10 protein-coding genes are annotated in these 18107 nt (G+C 66.4%); 6 read left to right on the top strand and 4 right to left on the bottom strand.

The window, feature by feature from the left end; genetic code table 11:
- Positions 1-1664 precede the first annotated feature (1664 nt).
- Positions 1665-2543: a DivIVA domain-containing protein gene (locus ACFWBN_RS24605; protein ID WP_385179072.1), complete on the top strand. Its 879-nt coding sequence runs from the start codon at positions 1665-1667 to the stop codon at positions 2541-2543.
- A 139-nt stretch (positions 2544-2682) separates the two neighbouring features.
- Here ACFWBN_RS24605 and ACFWBN_RS24610 read toward each other — a convergent pair whose 3' ends face one another.
- Positions 2683-2922, bottom strand: coding sequence for a hypothetical protein (locus ACFWBN_RS24610; RefSeq protein WP_385179073.1), 240 nt, complete (start codon positions 2920-2922; stop codon positions 2683-2685).
- Positions 2923-3750: 828 nt separating this feature from the next.
- On the opposite strand from ACFWBN_RS24610, the gene ACFWBN_RS24615 reads away from it, so the two are divergent.
- From ACFWBN_RS24615 to ACFWBN_RS24625, 3 genes are read left to right on the top strand one after another with little or no spacing between them, the layout of a single operon-like run.
- Positions 3751-3990, top strand: coding sequence for a hypothetical protein (locus tag ACFWBN_RS24615; protein WP_385179074.1), 240 nt, complete (start codon positions 3751-3753; stop codon positions 3988-3990).
- On the top strand, positions 3987-4319 hold the full coding sequence (locus ACFWBN_RS24620) for a hypothetical protein (RefSeq protein ID WP_385179075.1): 333 nt from the start codon (positions 3987-3989) through the stop codon (positions 4317-4319). The genes ACFWBN_RS24615 and ACFWBN_RS24620 overlap by 4 nt, the downstream gene beginning before the upstream one ends.
- A 4-nt stretch (positions 4320-4323) precedes the next feature.
- Positions 4324-4821 (top strand): hypothetical protein, encoded by a 498-nt coding sequence (locus ACFWBN_RS24625; RefSeq protein WP_385179076.1) that lies wholly within the window; start codon positions 4324-4326, stop codon positions 4819-4821.
- Here ACFWBN_RS24625 and ACFWBN_RS24630 read toward each other — a convergent pair.
- Positions 4766-5536, bottom strand: a complete 771-nt coding sequence (locus ACFWBN_RS24630) for a hypothetical protein (protein WP_385179077.1) — start codon at positions 5534-5536, stop codon at positions 4766-4768. The genes ACFWBN_RS24625 and ACFWBN_RS24630 overlap by 56 nt on opposite strands.
- A 186-nt stretch (positions 5537-5722) precedes the next feature.
- Positions 5723-8941: a VCBS repeat-containing protein gene (locus ACFWBN_RS24635; protein WP_385179078.1), complete on the bottom strand. Its 3219-nt coding sequence runs from the start codon at positions 8939-8941 to the stop codon at positions 5723-5725.
- Between the two features lie 465 nt (positions 8942-9406).
- Between ACFWBN_RS24635 and ACFWBN_RS24640 the strand changes: the two genes are divergently transcribed.
- Together ACFWBN_RS24640 and ACFWBN_RS24645 are read left to right on the top strand one after the other, a co-directional pair.
- Positions 9407-16759 (top strand): ricin-type beta-trefoil lectin domain protein, encoded by a 7353-nt coding sequence (locus ACFWBN_RS24640; protein ID WP_385179079.1) that lies wholly within the window; start codon positions 9407-9409, stop codon positions 16757-16759.
- A gap of 107 nt (positions 16760-16866) precedes the next feature.
- The gene (locus ACFWBN_RS24645; RefSeq protein ID WP_385179080.1) at positions 16867-17355 is read left to right on the top strand and encodes a hypothetical protein; all 489 of its coding nucleotides are present in this window, start codon (positions 16867-16869) and stop codon (positions 17353-17355) included.
- Between the two features lie 403 nt (positions 17356-17758).
- Here ACFWBN_RS24645 and ACFWBN_RS24650 read toward each other — a convergent pair whose 3' ends face one another.
- The gene (locus ACFWBN_RS24650; protein WP_385179081.1) at positions 17759-17938 is read right to left on the bottom strand and encodes a hypothetical protein; all 180 of its coding nucleotides are present in this window, start codon (positions 17936-17938) and stop codon (positions 17759-17761) included.
- Positions 17939-18107: the final 169 nt, after the last annotated feature.

Raw genomic sequence — 18107 nt, forward strand, 5'->3', positions numbered from 1 at the left:
GCTGTGGTGGGTGCTCGTCCTTCGGCGGCTCCACCGGCTGTGGCTTCACCGGCTGTGGCTTCACGGGCTGTGGTTTCACGGGCTGTGGTGGGTGCTCGTCCTTCGGCGGCTCCACCGGCTGTGGCTTCACTGGCTGTGGCTTCACGGGCTGTGGTTTCACGGGCTGTGGTGGGTGCTCATCCTTCGGCGGCTCCACCGGCTGTGGCTTCACTGGCTGTGGCTTCACGGGCTGCGGTTCCACGGGCTGTGGTGGGTGCTCATCCTTCGGCGGCTCCACCGGCTGTGGTTCCACTGGCTGTGGTTCCACCGGCTGTGGTTCCACCGGCTGTGGCTCCACGGGCTGTGGCTCCACCGGCTGCGGCGGCTCCTGCGGGGGAGGTTCTGGGGGCTCTGGAGGGGGCTCTGGAGGTGCGGGATCGGCCCGGTCAGGTGCTGCGATTGCGGTCTCAGGACGGCCTTGAGGCGCTGCCAGAGCACTAGGCGTGCCTGTAAGTCCGAGGGCCGCAGCAAGACAGGAGGCGCCAAGGAAACGAGAAAACTCTTTCCGGGCGGTCCTGGCCATGATGGTTCGCCTCTTCGCTTTATTCACGACTCGTCAAGTCACTTCTTCACGGCTCCGCGAGGCACCCGCCACGGCGAGATGTCAATATTTACGAGAACGGGAGGTGGTACTTCGTCACGGGGGCCTGGGTTACGGCGCCGAAGCTGCGCCACCGGTCGCCGGGCTCCGTAGACAGCACTTTTGCCACGAGCCATTTGGGGCGCGGTTAGCCCCAATCGCCGGGGCGCTTCCCTTGGCGATGGGCGGTACTGTCTGTCATCGTGAACGGCAGCCCGGTGTCGGCGGCCAGCGTGACTCCCGAACTGCTATGGAAACGCTACTCCTTGGAATGTACAGAGCCAGCCTCTGGCATGCCCGAAGTACCTCTTGCACGGATCGTAACGACCACGATCACTAAGGCTTACGGAGCCGTATTTGCGATGCGCATAATTCTACGCTTCGCCCACGGCGTCCCAAAGCTCTGCAGACGGCTCCGGCTTGGTACAGAACGCCCCTCGACACTCAGGGGCGTTTCAAAGTCGCGGTGATCACGTAGACCGGCTGCTCAGGCAATGCCCAGGGGGTCGAGCGGGGCGGGTGAAGGGCTTATAGGAGGCGTGGCGCAGGCCGGCGGCGATGTTGGGGTGCCCGGAGGCGCGGAGGGCGTTGATCGCCGGGTCGCGCAGGGTGGCCAGGTTCTCGGGGGCCGCGGCCGGTACGGATCTGGACCTGGCCGCCTCCCTGAGATGAAGGCCCTGCTGCCTCGGGTGTCAGCGGCCAGTTGGATTTCCCCGCTCGCGGCCACTTTGGCTCCCCATCATGGCCACTTCGATTCCCCGCTGGCGGCCGCGTCGTGTACGCAGCGTGAGGTCACGTCCCCTGTGATGGTGTAGCGGTGGGGCGTTCTTCGCGCATGTCGCGGTCGGTGTAGATAGCGTCCATGCTTCCTTCGGAGAGATGGCGGCGAGGGAAGGCGACCCATTCGTCGCGCACCTCCACGAGGCCGGTGGTGGCATTCCGGTCATGGGTGCGATGTTTCGGGCCGAATCCTGCCGCTCATCGGATGCACTCGGGACACGGTCATTGATGTGCTCACCACGGCGCTCGCCAAGTGCCCCTGGCCATGACCGCGAACGGCACGAGCGCGCCAACGCGGCAACGACGACGACCTGTACACCGTGCGGGGCGGACCTTATATTCCCTGGGAACGCTGATCATTGACTCGTCTGACTCGGGGGCGGATGTGGCTCAATACAACGGCGGTGGTGACACCAGCTTCCGCCTGGGCGGCATGGCTTTGATCATCGGGCTGGTACTGCTCCTGGGTGGCGGCTGCGCTTCCATGGATGCGGAGTCCCCCAGGTGCGGCGGAGAACGCATGAAGCCGGGTGATTCCTGCGTGGGCAGCGGGTCATACTCCGGGTACGAGGACAAGAAGGACGAGGCAGGACAGGCGGCCTACTGGCTGCTACGGCTGGGCGGCGTGCTCGCCCTGGTCGGAGCGACAGCCATGGCTGCGGGCCGCATCGCCGACAAGGCACCGACACGGCGACACCGTGCACGCAACACATCCCGCGCGCAGCGCCCTTCCACGCGGCCCACACCTGCGCCTGCCGCCGACCTCACCGCACAGGAGATCAGGGCTCTCCACCACGGCGTCGCCTCGCCCGCCCCCAATCCCACACCGGCCGCCCCGAGACGAGCGATGGCTTCCCCGCCGCCAGAGGCGGCCTCGCGGGATCAGCTGGCCCAAGAGATCAACGACGTCCGATTCCCGGTCGTGCACCTGGAATCGGGATACGACCAGAACGACGTAGACGCCCTCCTCGCCCGGGTCCGCAGGACCCTTGAAGGCAGGGGAGCCAATATCGGCCTGGCCCTCATCCGGGCGGCCACCTTCCGAACGGCCGGGCACCGGCAGCCCGGGTACGACCGCAGGGCCGTCGACGCCTTCCTGAAATCTCTCGAAAGCTCGCTGCGCAACAGCCAGCCCCGTCGTTAGCCCCGGCGCCGCCCTACGGTCAGCGCGGGACACCTCTACGTTATTCACGGTTCGGGATGACGGTTGCACCAGCGCCAAGACCAGAGCCTGCACAAAGATCGCGGTCACACCATCCGGTGGGACACCGTCCAGCGTGAGGTCATCCTCGGCGATGTTCGCCCCACCACGGCAGGATCGGGGGCAGGTCGCTGACCCCGCGGGCCGGCCACTTCGGCATCGGTGACTCCCCGTCGTCCCCGTCCGAGCGGCGCGCGTATTGATCTGGGTGGATGCCCCAGCCCCAGTAGGGCACCGGGCGGCCGGGGGTCTCGCCGAGTTCGTCGAGGGGGTCGATGCGCTGCTCGGCCACCGTGCACAGGTGGGCCCAGTCGTCGCCCATGTCGAGACGTAGGCGAACTGCTCGCCGGCCTACAGCCTGCACAGCTTGGTCGCGTGGCCGTCCACCGTGCCGTCCGGGGCCCCGCCATCCCACCAATCCAGCGGGCTGACCCCGGTGCGATGGGACAACGTGAACAGGTGCAGGTGAGCCGAGTCCCAGCGCGCGAAGGCGAGATCGATGGCCGAGGCGAGCTGAACGAAGGAGTGCGACCGGGCGGCTGCGAACACTCGACCGGGGCGCGGCCATAGGTCGGCACCGTGACCGGAGACGAGCTCCACTCAGACGACAGCCAGGTTCGTGCCCCGTCTCCCTCATGCGTCAGATGCGCGAGCCGGCACCGAGGCTACTGAGTGTGACTGCCAGCTGGGGAATCAAGCTGGCCGTACGTGGGGAATTACTACTGGCCGCCGACACTCGGGCGACGACGAGCGGCGGGCCAGGTTCGGCTGGCGGTCCTTCTGAGGGAACACGAGAGGCGGCGGAGTGCCCGGTGAAGTGACTGCGTCCTAGGAGTTGTCGTCGAAGTGTCACGCCCACATCAGGAGCGATGCGAGGTGACGGCTGTTTGGTAGGACTGGGCTGTCTTGTCGTACAGGGTGGCGATATGGGGCACAGAGTGGGTTGGGCCCCCGACCGGCGGTCGACGGTTCGAGAACTGGCCAGGTCAAACGAGATTGCGCCCCTCCAGACGGGCCGCATCGGAACCTCCATGCTCAGGCCCCCTGCCTCCAGCCTCGCACCCGCTGGTTATGCACGGTTGCGAGGTACATCCGATCGGCGGAGCGGCGCCAGTCGCGCCCATATTCGAACACCTGATTGAATTAGTGGATGACGTCCATCCACTTCCCCGACGACCTGATCAGCCTCCAGACGGCCTGGCTGCGCACCTACGCCGACCTGGCCCGCCAGCCCGCCCAGGCCAGCACCGCAGCGCTCCGCCGCCGGCTCATCACCCTCTCGTGCCGCCTCGCCGCGCACCCTTTCTGGAGCGTCCCAGGCTGCTCCTCGGCCGCGCGGGTCGAGCTCCTTCGCCGGGCCCGAGCCCGCACCTGGGCGACCGCAGCGTGACCGGCGAACCAGGTGGCTCGAGACCGGCCGCGTGGTTTCCCGACGACCTGGTCGTCCTTCAGCAGCAATGGACCCGGATCTTCAACCGGTTGGCGGGCGACACCCCGGCCGACGGGCACGCGCTGCGCATGGAGCTGCTCGGACTCAGCTTCCGCATGGACGGTCATCAGCACTGGGCGACCACCGAGGCCGGGTGGAGCCGGGCGGCCCGGCGCGAGCTTCAGGACTACGCGACCGCAGCACCCGGCGGAGAAGAGCAGCTGGTCACGCTGTGCGTGGGGGGCCGCATCATCGCGGTTCCGCCGGGCGAGGCCGCGTCCTGGCGGTGAGGAGATGAGCACTTCGGCGTCGATGGATCCGCACGGGCCGATCAACCTGGTCCTGCCGGACGGCCAGCGTCTTCAGGTGCGGCTAAATGAGCGGCAGGCGCTCCCTGACCACTGGGTTTTCAAGATCGGCATGGCCGCGTACATCACCGTCGAGGGCGGCCAGGCGCAGCCCTCGGAGTACGTGGTGTGGGTGACGGACGACGTTCTGGAGCCGATGTGGGCGGTGGACTATCCCCGGGTGCCGTCGCACCGGCTTCCCTCGGAGCCGCCACCGGAGCGGCCGGGCTGGATGCTCCGGATCCGCCCCGGTGGCCGGCGCGGGGCCGTCGTCCACGAGACCGGGTGGGAGAAGGCCGCAGGTGGCGGGCAAGAGATGGACACATTGGAGGCGCTCGACGCCCTGAGCGGCCTCGCGGCTGACTGTTCCCTGCCGACGCGGGACGGGCTCAGAGGCCTTCGTCGAGCACGACCTCGCTGTCGGCGGGTGGCAGGAGCTGGTTGACCGTCTCGAAGTCGTAGTAGGTGATCTCGGACGGCTGTCGGCCGGTTTCGGTCCGCTTCAGGAGGTAGGGGCGGCCCTGCGTGGCGACGTATTCGGTGACGGTGCCGCCCTGTGAACCGGCATACGTGAGCGTGATGGCGGGTTGTCCGTCGACGTCGGCGGAGGCCCCCTTGTGCATCTCGGGGGTCTCCTCTTCCAGGAGCACCCAGGGGTTCGCGAGGCCGCATCCGTAGGAGACGCTCTGAGCGTCGGGGAGGTCGGCGCTCATTTTGATCCAGCGGTCGGCGATTCGCTCGACCACCACGTCCTCCTGCTCCTTCGTCCCCTTGAGGTCTGCCCGCAGTGCTTCGGCGTCGCGCTTGGCGTAGACGACCTTGGGCGTGGCGTGGATCTCCCTCTTGCCGAAGCCTTGGATGCTGAAGGTGCCCGCGCAGTCCGGGACGTCAAAGGAAAGGCTAAGTGAGCCCGTCTTCCCCTCGGCGGTCAGTTGGCCCCGCACCTTCTTGAAGCTCGCGGTCCGTGTCTCTTCGTAGGCGATCTGCTGAATCTCCTGGGGCGACTTGTCGGCGTAGGGTTCGGCGGCGGCGGAGGTGCTCGGAGAGGTGGACGCCGCGCCGCTGGTACCGCCCTTGGCAGGCTCTGTAGAGCCGCACGCAGTGAGGGCGAGAGCAACGAGGCACGCGCCTACGGGCACGGCAGTGGAACGAGTGGACAAGGTGATCCCCCCTGGGATATCTGCAGGTCAAAGGCGGAGAGTGTACGGCGCCCGGAACGCCACCACCGAGCATGGCGCTCTCTGCAACGCCCATCGGTCATGCCGGTGAAGTCCGGCATTCGTCGAACGTGCCCTGCCGGGATGGTTGTCCCGGCAGGGCACCGTTGTGTCGGCCGTCGGTGTGGGCTAGCCGATGGTGAGGAAGGTGTTCCAGGCGTCTTCGTCGATGCCGGAGACGCTGCCGAGCGTCGTGGCTCCTCCCTTGAAGAGGTACTCGTTTCCGTTGGCGTCGACGGCCCAGACGTCGGGGATGCCGTCGCCGGTGGCGTCGGGAGTACCGAGGAGCATGGGCCGGGCCGCTCTGCCCCAGCCGGTGGTGGCGTAGGTGTAGTCCTGGCCGCCCTGGGAGTTCGCGGCGGAGGCGAGGGACATGAGGTCGGCTCCGCCGTTCGCTCCTGCCTTGCCCTTGCGCAGGATGAGGCCGCGGTCGGGGTTGGAGTTGTCGCGGAAGAGGAGGTCGGGGATCTTGTCTCCGGAGATGTCGCGGACACCGACGAGGTCGCGGGCGTCCCAGACGGCGCCGGCCAGCTTCTTCTGCGTGAGGAAGCTGGCTCCGGTGTATCCGGAGAAGGCCCAGAATCCGTCGGCGGTCAGTGCGAACATGTCCGCCATGCCGTCGCCGTCGACGTCCTCGCTGACGACGATCTGCTTGAAGGTCGCCGGGTCGGGTGCGCCGGCGGGCAGCAGGATTTCGATGCGGCGGCCGACGTCGAACTGGCCGGTGCCGGTGCCCGGGTAGACGTACAGCTTGCCGTCGGGCATCCGGGCGATGAGGTCGGTCATGCCGTCACCGGGGAACCAGTCGGTGGAGTGGCCGATGAGCGCGGACTTCCCGCTCGCGGCGTCCTTCCAGTAGCCGGGGGCTATGGTTTTGCCGTTCTCGACGGCGCCCGGGATGTAGGCGTCGGTGTCACCGTTCGCGTCGCCCCCGTAGGTGCGCAGGTTGCCGCCCTTGTCGATGGCGAAGATGTCGGGGAAGCCGTCACCGGTGGCGTCGCCGGGCTTGTCCAGGCCGGGCCTGGGGCGGACGTAGAACAGGTACTCGGTCGGGGCGGAGACGTTGCCGGCCTTGTTGACCGTGCGGACGTACATGACGTTGGGGCCGGCGGTGTCGACCTGGAGGGGGATCGAGGCCAGGTCCTCCTTGTACGGCCAGGCCTTCTGGTCGAAGATCGGCCGGTTCAGGCTCCACTGGTACTCGCGGATGTCCTCGGCCTTGGTGCCGTTGCCCCGGAAGTCCATGTACTGGTCCTTCGAGCTGGCCGGGTACTGGCTCCACTCGGACCCGTCGGGGCCCGGTGAGGGGAAGTGCCACGAGCTGACGGCGGGGCTGGGCGGGACGGTGTGGTCGACGGTGAAGGTGCACCAGCCGCCGCCCCCGGAGTCGGCAGGCCCGCTGCCCGGGGACCACCATCCGTCCCAGTCGGTCGTGCGGGAGAGCCAGTAGTACTTCTGGCCGGAGGCGAACAGGTCGAAGCCAAGTTCCTTGGTGACGAATCCGTCGCTGTTGGGCCACAGCCACTCGTCGTGGACCTTCGCGCCGGTGGCGGCGTTCCACACCTCGATCTGGACCTGCTTGAGGTTGCCGTCGCGGTCGACGCCCTTGACCTGGAAGGTCACGTTCGTCTTGCCGATGCTGGTGCCGGGGCTGCTGGTCAGGCACGGACCGCCCGGGAAGGACTGCATGTTCGCCGCCACCGGGGTGTCGGGGGGCGTGTTGTACGTGACCTCGATGTACGGGGAGGTCTCGCCGTTGGCGATGAACTTCTTCCAGTAGTACGACTCGGACTCGTTGTCGGAGGCGAATCCCAGCGACAGCGCTCCCCAGCCATTGCCGGCGGCGTGGGCGACCAGGTCCTTGATGCTCGGTGCGATCCAGTTGTCAGGGCACGAGCTGTTGTAGCCGTATCCCGCCATCTCGTGGGAGACCAGCCACGACCAATAGCCGCTCGTGTTGTTCCAGGTGCTCGACGAGTTGATGTACGGAGTCGAGAAGACGTTCATCCGCTTCTGGTCGCACGACCACGAGTATGTCTGCAAAGCGCGCACGTTGGCCGAAATGATGCCGGCGCCGTGGAGCTCGCTGCCGAAATCGAAATTGAAAATGGACCGGGAAGTTCCGCCGGTGGTCGACTCGTATCCCACACGGGCTTCGTTCGTGCCGCTCGCGTTGTAGTTCTGCCCGTTGAAGAAGGAGGAGTTTCCTTCGGTCTTGTAGAGCAGGGTCCAGGAGTTCTTGTGCCCCTTGAACGAGGGGTCGATGAAGACCGGATAGACCGTTTCCGGAGCGTTCAACAATGAGGCGTCCGGGGTCAGGGAGAGCAGGCCGTCGGCGAGCGCTGCCTTCGCGGGCTTGAGCCGCGCGCCCTCCGCACCCGCCAGGCCCGCGAGCCCGAGCGTCGGGTGCTGCTTGGCGATGTCGCCGGGCTTCCAGTCCGGCTCGCCGTCGGTGCCGGCCACCTTGCCGCTGGAGTCCCACATCATCGGCGTCGGCGAACCTGCGACCTCAGCGCCCTTGTCATCCTTGGCGCTGACCGCACCCGACACGCCGTCCAGGTGGAACGTCAGGTCCGGCGAGGCGAGACGGTACTTCAGCTGACCGAGCAGAGGATCGGCAGAGGCCTGCTTGTCCTTCACGACCAGCAGGTGCGAGTACCCGCCGTCCTGCGCCGTCATGACCAGGTCGATCCCGGGCCGCACGTTCTCGTACAGAGCCCGTGGCCCGTCGATGACCGGCTCGGGCAGGGCTCCGGGCCAGCTGACCACCATGTCGTGCCCGTCGGTGTTCAGACGGACCAGGTCGGTCCACACCTCACCTGGCGTGTCCCGCCGCAGCGCCACCCGCGTCACACTCCGCGAAGACCGCTCCCCACCGCCGGCCGCCTGCTGCCGGGACCCCCCGGAGAAGAACACCCGGCCGTTGACCGCCTTGGCCGCGAAGCCGCCCTCCACACGCTCGAGGTCGGTGTCGATCGGCTTCCACTGTCCGCCCACCTTGGCCCGAACGGCAGAGCTGAAGATCTGCTTGCGGAACGTTCCGTCAGGCCGGGCCCACGTCGAGGTGTTCGCACTGCGCGCAGCGGTGACCTCGACCTCCTTGCCGGACTCCTCGGCCAGACGACGTGCCTCCGGCTCGGCTACGGGAGCGCCCTCGTCCGATCGGGCCTGTGGTTTGTCGCCCCCGGCCACGTGGACGCCGACCGGCAGCGCGACGGCTACCGCCAGGAGAGCGGCGAGGCCCCCCAGAGTTCTGCGGCGCTTGAACCATCGGGTTGCCGGAGTGGCAACTTCCTTTTTGATGACGTCCGTTGGAGAACTGTCGTCCACGGATTCACTGACAGACACGGCTGTACTTCTCCCCCCTCGGGCAGGCGCTTCCGCCGCCCTCGGTACTCACAAACGATTTAGGCCACCGGCCTGAAAGCGTGAAGGGTCCGCTCCCCGCTCGCCTTCCACGCAAAGGACATGCGAGCTGAGCATGAACCATCGGTCCGACATCTTCACCTCTCCAGCCGGTTACCTGACATGCCGTTTGCAACCCATTTATGCGGATTGCCCAGGGGTATGCACTCGGTAAAGTGATAAAGCCCACACCGGATATCGGAACCATGGCTTTTCCGATCAAGTGGCAGCAGAATCAGCTGGCTATTTGTCAGTTTCCTGCCAGCCGTGTGCCATCGCCGCGGCGGCAGAGCGTGGGGGGTCCACATGTCGCCGTTCTCGGCGGACAATTTCCGCCTGCCCGGAAACAGAAGAGCGCGCGCGAAACGCGCGCGCCTCGCCGGGCGCACCGGCATCACGCTGTCCGTGGTGCTGGTCGCATCTCTCCTACCTGTCCAGGCCTGGGCAGCGCCACCAGGCGACCGTAACGGCGTCGAGCTGCCAGGCCTCCAGCAGGACCTCAAGGCCAAACTCGACGCGGTCGAAGCCGCGAAGCTCAAGGGGTGGAGCGGCGAAGCGGTGCCACCGCCTCCCGGCTACGAGGCCTCGCAGGTCACGCCGCCTGCTGCCGGCTCCGGCAGCGTCGCGCTGGTACCCACCGCCGGCGTCGAATTCACGCAGGTCGGCGCACTTCCCGTCAGCCTCGGGAAGACCGAAGGAACCGGTACCGCACCGTCGGGTACCTGGTCGGTGGCGGTCGAGGCGCGCGCCGTGACCGAGGCCGCCAGTGTCGATGGCGCCCTCATCAAGATCACACCGCCTGCCGACGCGTCGACTCCCGTCGACGTCAAGCTGGACTACGCGAAGTTCAGGGACCTCTACGGCACCGAGTGGGCCAGCCGCCTGAAGCTGAAGCAGCTTCCCGAGTGCTTCCTGACCACCCCCGATCTCCCCGAGTGCTCCGTCTCCAAGGACGTCCCGAGTACCAACCTCCCGTCCGAGAAGAAGGTCCTTGCGACCGTCGACCCGACCAGCGCACCCGTCCAGGGCCTTCGCACGATGACGGGCGGTGGCGCAGGCACCATGGTCCTGGCGGCCTCCGATGGCGCGGCAGGCGCGGGCGGTACGTACAAGGCCACATCGCTGTCCCCCTCGGGCTCCTGGACGGCTGGTGGCAGCGGCGGCGGATTCTCCTGGACCTACCCGCTGACGGTCCCTCCGGCTCCTGCCGGCCCCACGCCCTCCATCGCATTCTCCTACTCGTCCCAGGCCGTCGACGGCAAGACCTCCGCGACCAACGGCCAGGCCTCTTGGGTCGGTGACGGCTGGGACTACAACCCGGGCTTCGTCGAGCGCCGCTACCGCTCCTGCGCCGACGACCGCGAGGCCACGCCCAGTAAGCCCAACAACGACAACGCCACCGACAAGAAGAAGGGAGACCTCTGCTGGGCCGGCGACAACGTGGTCCTCTCGCTCGGCGGCGCAACGACCGAACTCGTCCACGACGCGGCGACCGGCAAGTGGGTTCCCACCTCCGATGACGGCTCCAGGGTCGAGCTCAAGACCGGCAGCGGCAACGGCGCCAAGGACGGGGAGTACTGGATCGTCACCACTCGCGACGGCATGCGCTACCACTACGGCCGCCACAACGTAGGCACCCATGGCGACGGCACCTCGCCGCAGACCGTCACCGATTCCGTCTTCACCGTCCCCGTCTTCGGCAACCACCCGGGCGAGCCCTGCTACCAGACGGCGTACGCGAACTCCTCCTGCACCCAGGCCTGGCGCTGGAACCTCGACTACGTCGAGGACGTCCACGGCAACGCCATGGTCATCGACTGGAAGAGGGAGGAGAACCGCTACGCCAAGAACGAGAAGTTCACGGAGAAGGACCGCAACAAGGTCGGATACATTCGCGGCGGCTACCCGACCCGCATCCTCTACGGCCTGCGCGCCGACAACCTCGCAGGAGCCCCCGCAGGCCGCGTCGAGTTCAAGGCAGAGGAACGCTGCTTCGAGAACCGCGACACCAAGTGCGGCGATGCGCAGTTCGACTCCCAGAACGCGGGCGACAAGCGGGGCTGGTGGGACACCCCCACCACCCTGCACTGCAAGATGGACGCGGCGAACTGCTACATCGCGTCGCCGACCTTCTGGTCGCGCAAGCGCCTGGCCTCCGTCACCACATACGGCCAGCGCACCGAGGGCTCCACGGCCCTGACGAAGGTCGACCAGTGGTCCCTGACCCAGTCCCTTCCGCGCCAGCGGACGGACACGCATCCGCCGCTGTGGCTGGAGTCCATCACCCGCACGGGCTACGGCCCCAAGGACAGCACCACCGGCGTCTCGCTGCCGGCAGTGTCTTTCCTCGCCAACAAGGTCGACATGCCCAACCGGGTTTCGAAGGGCATCGACCCGAAGACCGGGAAGCCCGACGCCACTCCTGACTTCGACCGCCTGCGTGTGGAGACCATCCGCACGGAAACCGGCGGCGAGATCTATGTCGACTACTCCGACCCCTGCCCGGTAGGCGCCAGTCACCCCGCGCAGGAGGCGAACGGCACCCGCTGCTTCCCTGTCCACTGGTCCCCGGATTCGGAGCTGGAACCGGAGAAGACGCCGATCGAGTGGTTCAACAAGTACGTCGTTGACCGGGTGGTCGAAAGGGACCGCGTCGCCCGCCAGGCAGACGTCACCACCACCTACACCTACGAAGGCGGTGCCGGCTGGGCCAAGGAGGACGACGAGTTCATCAAGCCCGCACTGCGCACCTTCAACCAGTGGCACGGTTACGCCAGCGTCGTCACCATCCAAGGCGAGACCGCCAACGCGGGCAAGCCGACCGCGACCGAGCAGTCACAGACCCGCACTCGCTACTTCCGCGGTATGTCCACCGCCACGGCCAAGATCACGGTCAAGGACTCCACCGGGACCGAGGACCTCGGCGAGGACCTGCCCCAGTACCAGGGCCAGGCCGCAGAAACCATCACGTACACGAAGGCCGGCGGTAGCATCGAGAACCGCCACCTGACCTGGCCGCAGAGCAAGGAGACCGCGAGGCGCACCCGGACTGGCACGACCGATCTGGTGGCATACCGCAAGGGCATTGACCGCACCGACGAGATCCAGTCGGTCAGCGGCGGCAAGTACCGCATGGTCCGCACCCGCATCGTCTCCGAGGACACCTACGGCCTGCTCAAGACCACGCAGACCGATGTCATGGAGAACAAGGGCACCGGCTGGACGAACGTCGAGCAGTCCTGCAGTAAGCCCACCTACGTCCACAACACCGCGAACAACCTGATCGGCCTGCCGTCGGAGGTTCGCCAGACGACCGGTGACTGCACCGATGCCGGCATCGCTGCCGGAACCCTCCTCAGCGCCGTCCGTACGTCCTACGACGCGGTGAACGCCTTCGGTATGGCCCCCACCAAGGGCCTGCCGTACCAGGTGGACAGCCTCGACGCCGCGGGCACCGGCTGGGTGACCTCCGGGCGCATCGAGTACGACGCGCTGGGGCGGTCCGTCAAGACCTTCGACGCCGCCAACACCCCTTCCACCTCCACCTTCAGCCCGGCAACCGGGCCGGCGTTCACCGTCAGCGCGACGAATGCCCTCGGGCACACGGTGACGACCAAGCTCGATCCCGCCCGGGGAAGCGTGCTGGAAGCGACCGACGCCAACGCCCGCAAGGTCACCACGGCCTACGACGAGCTCGGCCGCACCGCCAAGGTCTGGACACCGTCACAGAAGACCACCGACAAGGCCGCCTACACGTTCGATTACCAGATCACCGAGCTCAAGGCGCCGGTCGTCACCTCCCGCGCGCTCAAGGACAACGGCACCTACAGCACCTCGATCGCGATCTACGACGGCCTGCTGCGCCCCCGCCAGACCCAGACCGAAGCCGTCGGCGGCGGACGCCTGATCACTGACACCCTGCACACCGCGAACGGCACCGTCAGCCAGACCAACAACGGCTACCACGCCGAAGGCGGGCTGGAGACGACCATCTTCGTCCCGCAGTCGACGACCGAGGTCCACAACTCCACCCAGATCGCCTACGACGGCCTCGGGCGTGCCGTGCGCACCACCGCTCTGGAGAAGGGCGAAGCCAGGCAGTCCGCCATCACCCAGTACGGCGGCGACTGGACCCTGACCCGCAGCGCCATGTCTCCCACCGGGGCGCCCCCACTTCCGGGCAGCCGCGCGGTCAAGACGACCACGGACGCCCTCAACCGCACCACCGAGGTCGCGCACTACACCACCACCAACCTCGATCCCACGACCAACCCCACAGCGAACAAGACGAGCTACGCCTACGACGTACGCGGACAGCTCGCCAAGGTCACGGACCCGGTCGGCAACAACTGGACGTACGCCTACGACGCGCGCGGGCGGATGACCTCCTCAGACGACCCCGACATGGGCAAGTCGACGTTCACCTACAACGTCCTCGACCAGCAGGTCTCCACCACGAACTCCATGGGCAAGGCCCAGTACACGGCGTACGACGTCCTCGGCCGCAAGACCGAACGCCGCTCGGACGCAGCCGACGGCTCCCTCATCTCGACCTGGACCTACGACACCCTGCCCGGTGCCAAGGGCCAGCCCGTCGCCTCCACCCGCTACACGGGCGGCGCCGCGTACACGAGCGAGGTCACCGGCTACGACGACGAGTACCGCCCCACGGGATCGAAGATCACGATCCCGGACGTGGCCGCCACGAAGGGCCTGGCCGGCACCTACGCCTACAGCACCACCTACACCCCCACGGGCAAGGTCCAGTCGACGACCCTCCCCGCCACCCCGGGCGGCCTGGCCGCCGAGAAGCTGATCACCCGGTACAACGCCGACGGCATGGTTCAGACCATGTCCGGGCTGTCCTGGTACACCGCTGACACCATCTACAGCCCCTTCGGCCAAGTCCTGCGCACCGCTTCCGGCAATGCGCCCCAGCGCGTGTGGACGACGAACAGGTACAACCCGCACACCGGCCGGATCACCGAAGCAAGCAGCCACCGCGAGACCCGTACGACTCCGGCTTCGGCGCCCACCAACCTCATCTCGGCGCTCAGCTACAAGTACGACACGGTCGGCAACCCGACCACCATCACCAACACCCAGCCGGGTACCGACACCCAGCCCGCACCCCGCGTAGAGAACCAGTGCTTCGCCTACGACGCCATGGGCCAGCTCACCGAGGCCTGGACCGGCAAGACGGCGGACTGCAGCGGCCCCACGCCGGCAGACGTCACCCCTGGACCGGACGGTGACGGCTACTGGCAGGACTACGAGTTCGATGCGATCGGCAACCGCACCCAGCTCATCGACCACGACCTCACCAACCCGTCCCTGGACGACACGACGACGTACAAGTACGGCGTGAACGTCGCGGGCGGCGCCCAGCCGCCCGTCAAGAAGCAGCCCCACGCGCTGGCAGAGGTCAAGAAGACGACCAAGACGGCGGGCTCCACCGTCGACTCCCTGTCCACCTACACCTACGACGCGACCGGAAACACCAAGACCCGGCGCATCGACGGCGACACCCAGACCCTGAGCTGGAACCGCCTCAATCAGCTCACTTCCGCCACCAGTCCCGGTATCGGCGCCGTTGCCGTCACCAGCCTCGCCGGCAAATGCCTCGACGTCGAAAACGGCAACATCGCCGACGGCACCCCGGTCCAGCTGCTGACCTGCAACGAGAGCAAGCCCCAGCAGTGGCGCATCACCGACGACACCGTCCAGGCCCTCGGCAAATGCCTCACCGCCGAAGGCGGCAAGGCCCGCCTGTACGCCTGCGACGGCAGGGCCACGCAGAAGTTCACCTACAAGCCCGAGGACAAGACCCTCTACAACGCGGCAACCAACGCCTGCGTGGACATTCCGAACGGTAACGACGCGGACGGCACCGACCTGCTGGTCTTCGCCTGCAACGCCGGTACCAACCAACAGTGGAGCTTCTCCGACACCACCACCTATCTCTACGACGCTGGCGGCAACCGCCTCATCCAGGAAACCGGCAGCTCCCGCACCCTCTACCTCGGCGAAGCCGAGATCACGGTCAACAAGGCCGGCCAGGCCATCGACGCCGTCCGCTACTACGGCAGCGCCGGCGGCCCCACCACGGTCCGCCGCACCAACGGCAAAGCCACCGGCCACAACCTGTCGGTCCTGCTCACGGACCACCACAACACCGCCACCACCAGCGTCGACCAGGCGGCAGGCCAGGCGATAACCCGCCGCAAGACCGACCCCTACGGCAACCCCCGCGGCACCCAACCCTCCGACTGGCCGGGCAGCCGCACCTTCCTCGGCACTGGCGTGGACGACAACACCACCGCGCTCACCCACATCGGCGCCCGCGAGTACGAATCCACCACCGGCCGCTTCATCTCCGTCGACCCCATCATCGACATCACCGACCCGCTCCAGATGAACGGCTACACCTACTCGGCCGGCAACCCCATCACAGGTGCCGACCCCAGCGGCCTGAAGAGCGAAGAATGCGGAACGCTCTACGACTGCAAGGGCCACACCGTCATCACCGCATCGAACCACCGCGAGATCAGCTACTCACCGTGGGATCGGCAGTACAGATATTACGAGTCCAGCGTCGGCCGAAAGTCTGGCCCGCAAGGCTGGAACCACAGCACCATCAGCGAGCAAATTCAAGCCAACTTCCAAAATAGGGCACCCCGGGACCCCTCTGCCGGATACAAGCCCTTCACCTTGTCGGGCAAGGAGATTTTGGGCGGATGGGCGCTCAGTGCCGCTGGCATCGTGGACATGGGCCTGCAGCGGCAGCTGCACGTGCCGCCGGTTGCCCGCCCCGTCACGGAAATGCTGCTGCAGTCCGCTGGTATCAACACCGGAAGCCTCTCCTCGCTAATTGGAGAAGTAACCTTTCCCATGCCCGGAGGGGCGGCTGCCGCCCTGGGTTCAAAGGCTGGGAAGCTGCCCAAGATCCTGACCAAGCTCTTCTCGGCGTGCAAGCGGAACAGTTTCACGGCAGGGACCGATGTCCTGCTGGCCGATGGCAGCAGCAAGCCGATCGAGGAATTGGGCACCGGTGATGAAGTTCTCGCCACCGACCCCGAAACCGGCGAAACCGGGGCCAAGGACGTTACCGCAACCATCTACACCGAGGACGACAAGAAGTACGTCGACGTCAGCATCCAGACCGATGAGGGCGTCAAGACGATCACCACCACAGACCATCACCCGTTCTGGTCCGAATCGGATCAGGCTTGGAAGAACGCCGGAGACGTCAAGCCAGGTACGACCCTCCGTACCGACGAAGGAGCACCCGCACCGGTCGTCCAGACCCGCACCTACCAGGCCTTCAACGAGACCTACAACCTCACCGTCGCCGACCTTCACACGTACTATGTGCTGGCGGGGATGACCCCGGTTCTCGTTCACAACGACGCCGGCGGCCTCGGGCCCAGCCGAGAGGTCTTCATAGCGCAGCTGATCGGTGGAGAGGTCGCCAAGGGTTCGGATGGGCAGGATATTAAGATTCACATGCCTAATGTCGGATCTTCTGGGCTCGACGTGCGCGGCCCCAATGGCGAGTATGTATTCGTTGGGGGTGCCGCGAAGGCCAAGAACCCGGCCAAGTTTGGGCAGGCCCTTAAGGTGGCAAAATATGCCGCAGATCAAGCCGGTGTTCCGGCGATCTATTACCTCGATGAAGGAACTCCAGATTCTGCCATAAAGCAGGCCCAGAAGGTCTTTGGGGCTGAAAACGTGCACACCTTCAGTATGGGTTGTAAGTGATGTCTGACGCTTTCATTTCGCTGTATCGTTCCAGGACTAGTCAAGCTGGCTTTGAGTCTCTTGTTAGGGCTTTCGGTCGGGTTGGTGCTTCTTTGGAGCATCCGAGCATGCGGTCTGCGATCTTGCTCAATGTTGATGGTGATCAGGTGGCGTTGCCGCCTGAAAGGGTTGCGGAGCTCGTCGGCTTCGCGATTGGGACGCTCAATGTGGAATGGTGGTTCTCGGACAGCGTCGACTTGACATGTTGTTTCTCGTATGAGCCGTTCGGTTGGGAGAAGCAGACTTACTACCTGGACGGTCTTACGCTGCAAGAGGTGCGCGAGGTCGAGCGAGCGCTATTCGAACAAATGCTCGCCAGTCCGGCGGACGTGATCGCTCTAATTGTCGATGAGACTGGAAAGACAGCTGAATTTGATTGGGATTCATTGATCCGCGGAGATTCCTTGAGGGTTGACGTGATGCCCGAAGCGCTGGTTCTGGATTCTTCGATCCTGTCCCGGGTCGGCGGCATTTCAAGTGAGGCGTCTGGGGTGGGTATCGGGCCCAATCTGAGACTCCTAATCGACAGGAATTGGGAAGTTCCGCACGTTCAATAGTTTTTTCAGTGAGGTGCACTTCCTCGGGGGCCAGGGTCCGACAGGGGCTGCGTGGGGAGTTGCTGGAAGGTCACGGCCTTCGAGGAACTCCCCACGCGAGGTTCAGCTACGGTGCCCTGCCTTCGCTGACATGGCCGTCGATGGCATCGAGACCGTCGGTGGCGGGTGTGTGCAAGCGGGCACCCCGGCTGATTGCGACGTGGTGCACTGCGATCAGTGCCTCGGTGAGCTGGACCGCCAAGAGATGAGGTGCTCCTGGCATCCAGGAGCGCCCTTCAAGGGGATGGGGCCCTACTCCAGGGGTTGTTGGTAGGAGGACCGCGGCGGGGCAGGGCCGGACGGTACTCCCGATCCGGCTCCGCCCCGCGTCCGCTGCCCTGACTTGCGCCGAGGCCCGGGCGCGCTATCGGTGCCGGTACAGCGCCGTTCGGTCCGCCGCGTACGTGCCGTCCGGCAGGAGTCCGTCCGTCAGCTCGAACCGCTCGGGGCCGGCGGGACCGGTCCAGGTGACCACCGTCCCGGCTGGCACCCCCGCAATCCAGTTGGTGAACACGTCGTACATCTCGTCTTGTCCTTCTTCCACGTTGCCGATGAGGGGCGGAGCATGGCGAGCCCTCAGAGCTGACCGCCGGAGGGCACAGTGCGGGACCGCGGCGTTAGGGCCTGTGTGATGTCGTGATCATTCGGCGGTTTTCAGCAGGTCGTCGATCCAGATCATTGCGGCGCGGAGGTGGAGGCCGGCGAGGTAGCTC

The sequence above is a fragment of the Streptomyces sp. NPDC059989 genome, assembly GCF_042736975.1.
In the GTDB taxonomy this organism is placed as follows: Bacteria; Actinomycetota; Actinomycetes; order Streptomycetales; family Streptomycetaceae; genus Streptomyces.

Coding starts and splice junctions, on each gene's coding strand:
- ACFWBN_RS24610 (WP_385179073.1), bottom strand. CDS start 2,922: ATGGGCGACGACTGGGCCCACCTGTGCACGGTGGCCGAGCAGCGCATC.
- ACFWBN_RS24625 (WP_385179076.1), top strand. CDS start 4,324: ATGAGCACTTCGGCGTCGATGGATCCGCACGGGCCGATCAACCTGGTC.
- ACFWBN_RS24615 (WP_385179074.1), top strand. CDS start 3,751: ATGACGTCCATCCACTTCCCCGACGACCTGATCAGCCTCCAGACGGCC.
- ACFWBN_RS24605 (WP_385179072.1), top strand. CDS start 1,665: ATGACCGCGAACGGCACGAGCGCGCCAACGCGGCAACGACGACGACCT.
- ACFWBN_RS24645 (WP_385179080.1), top strand. CDS start 16,867: ATGCGGTCTGCGATCTTGCTCAATGTTGATGGTGATCAGGTGGCGTTG.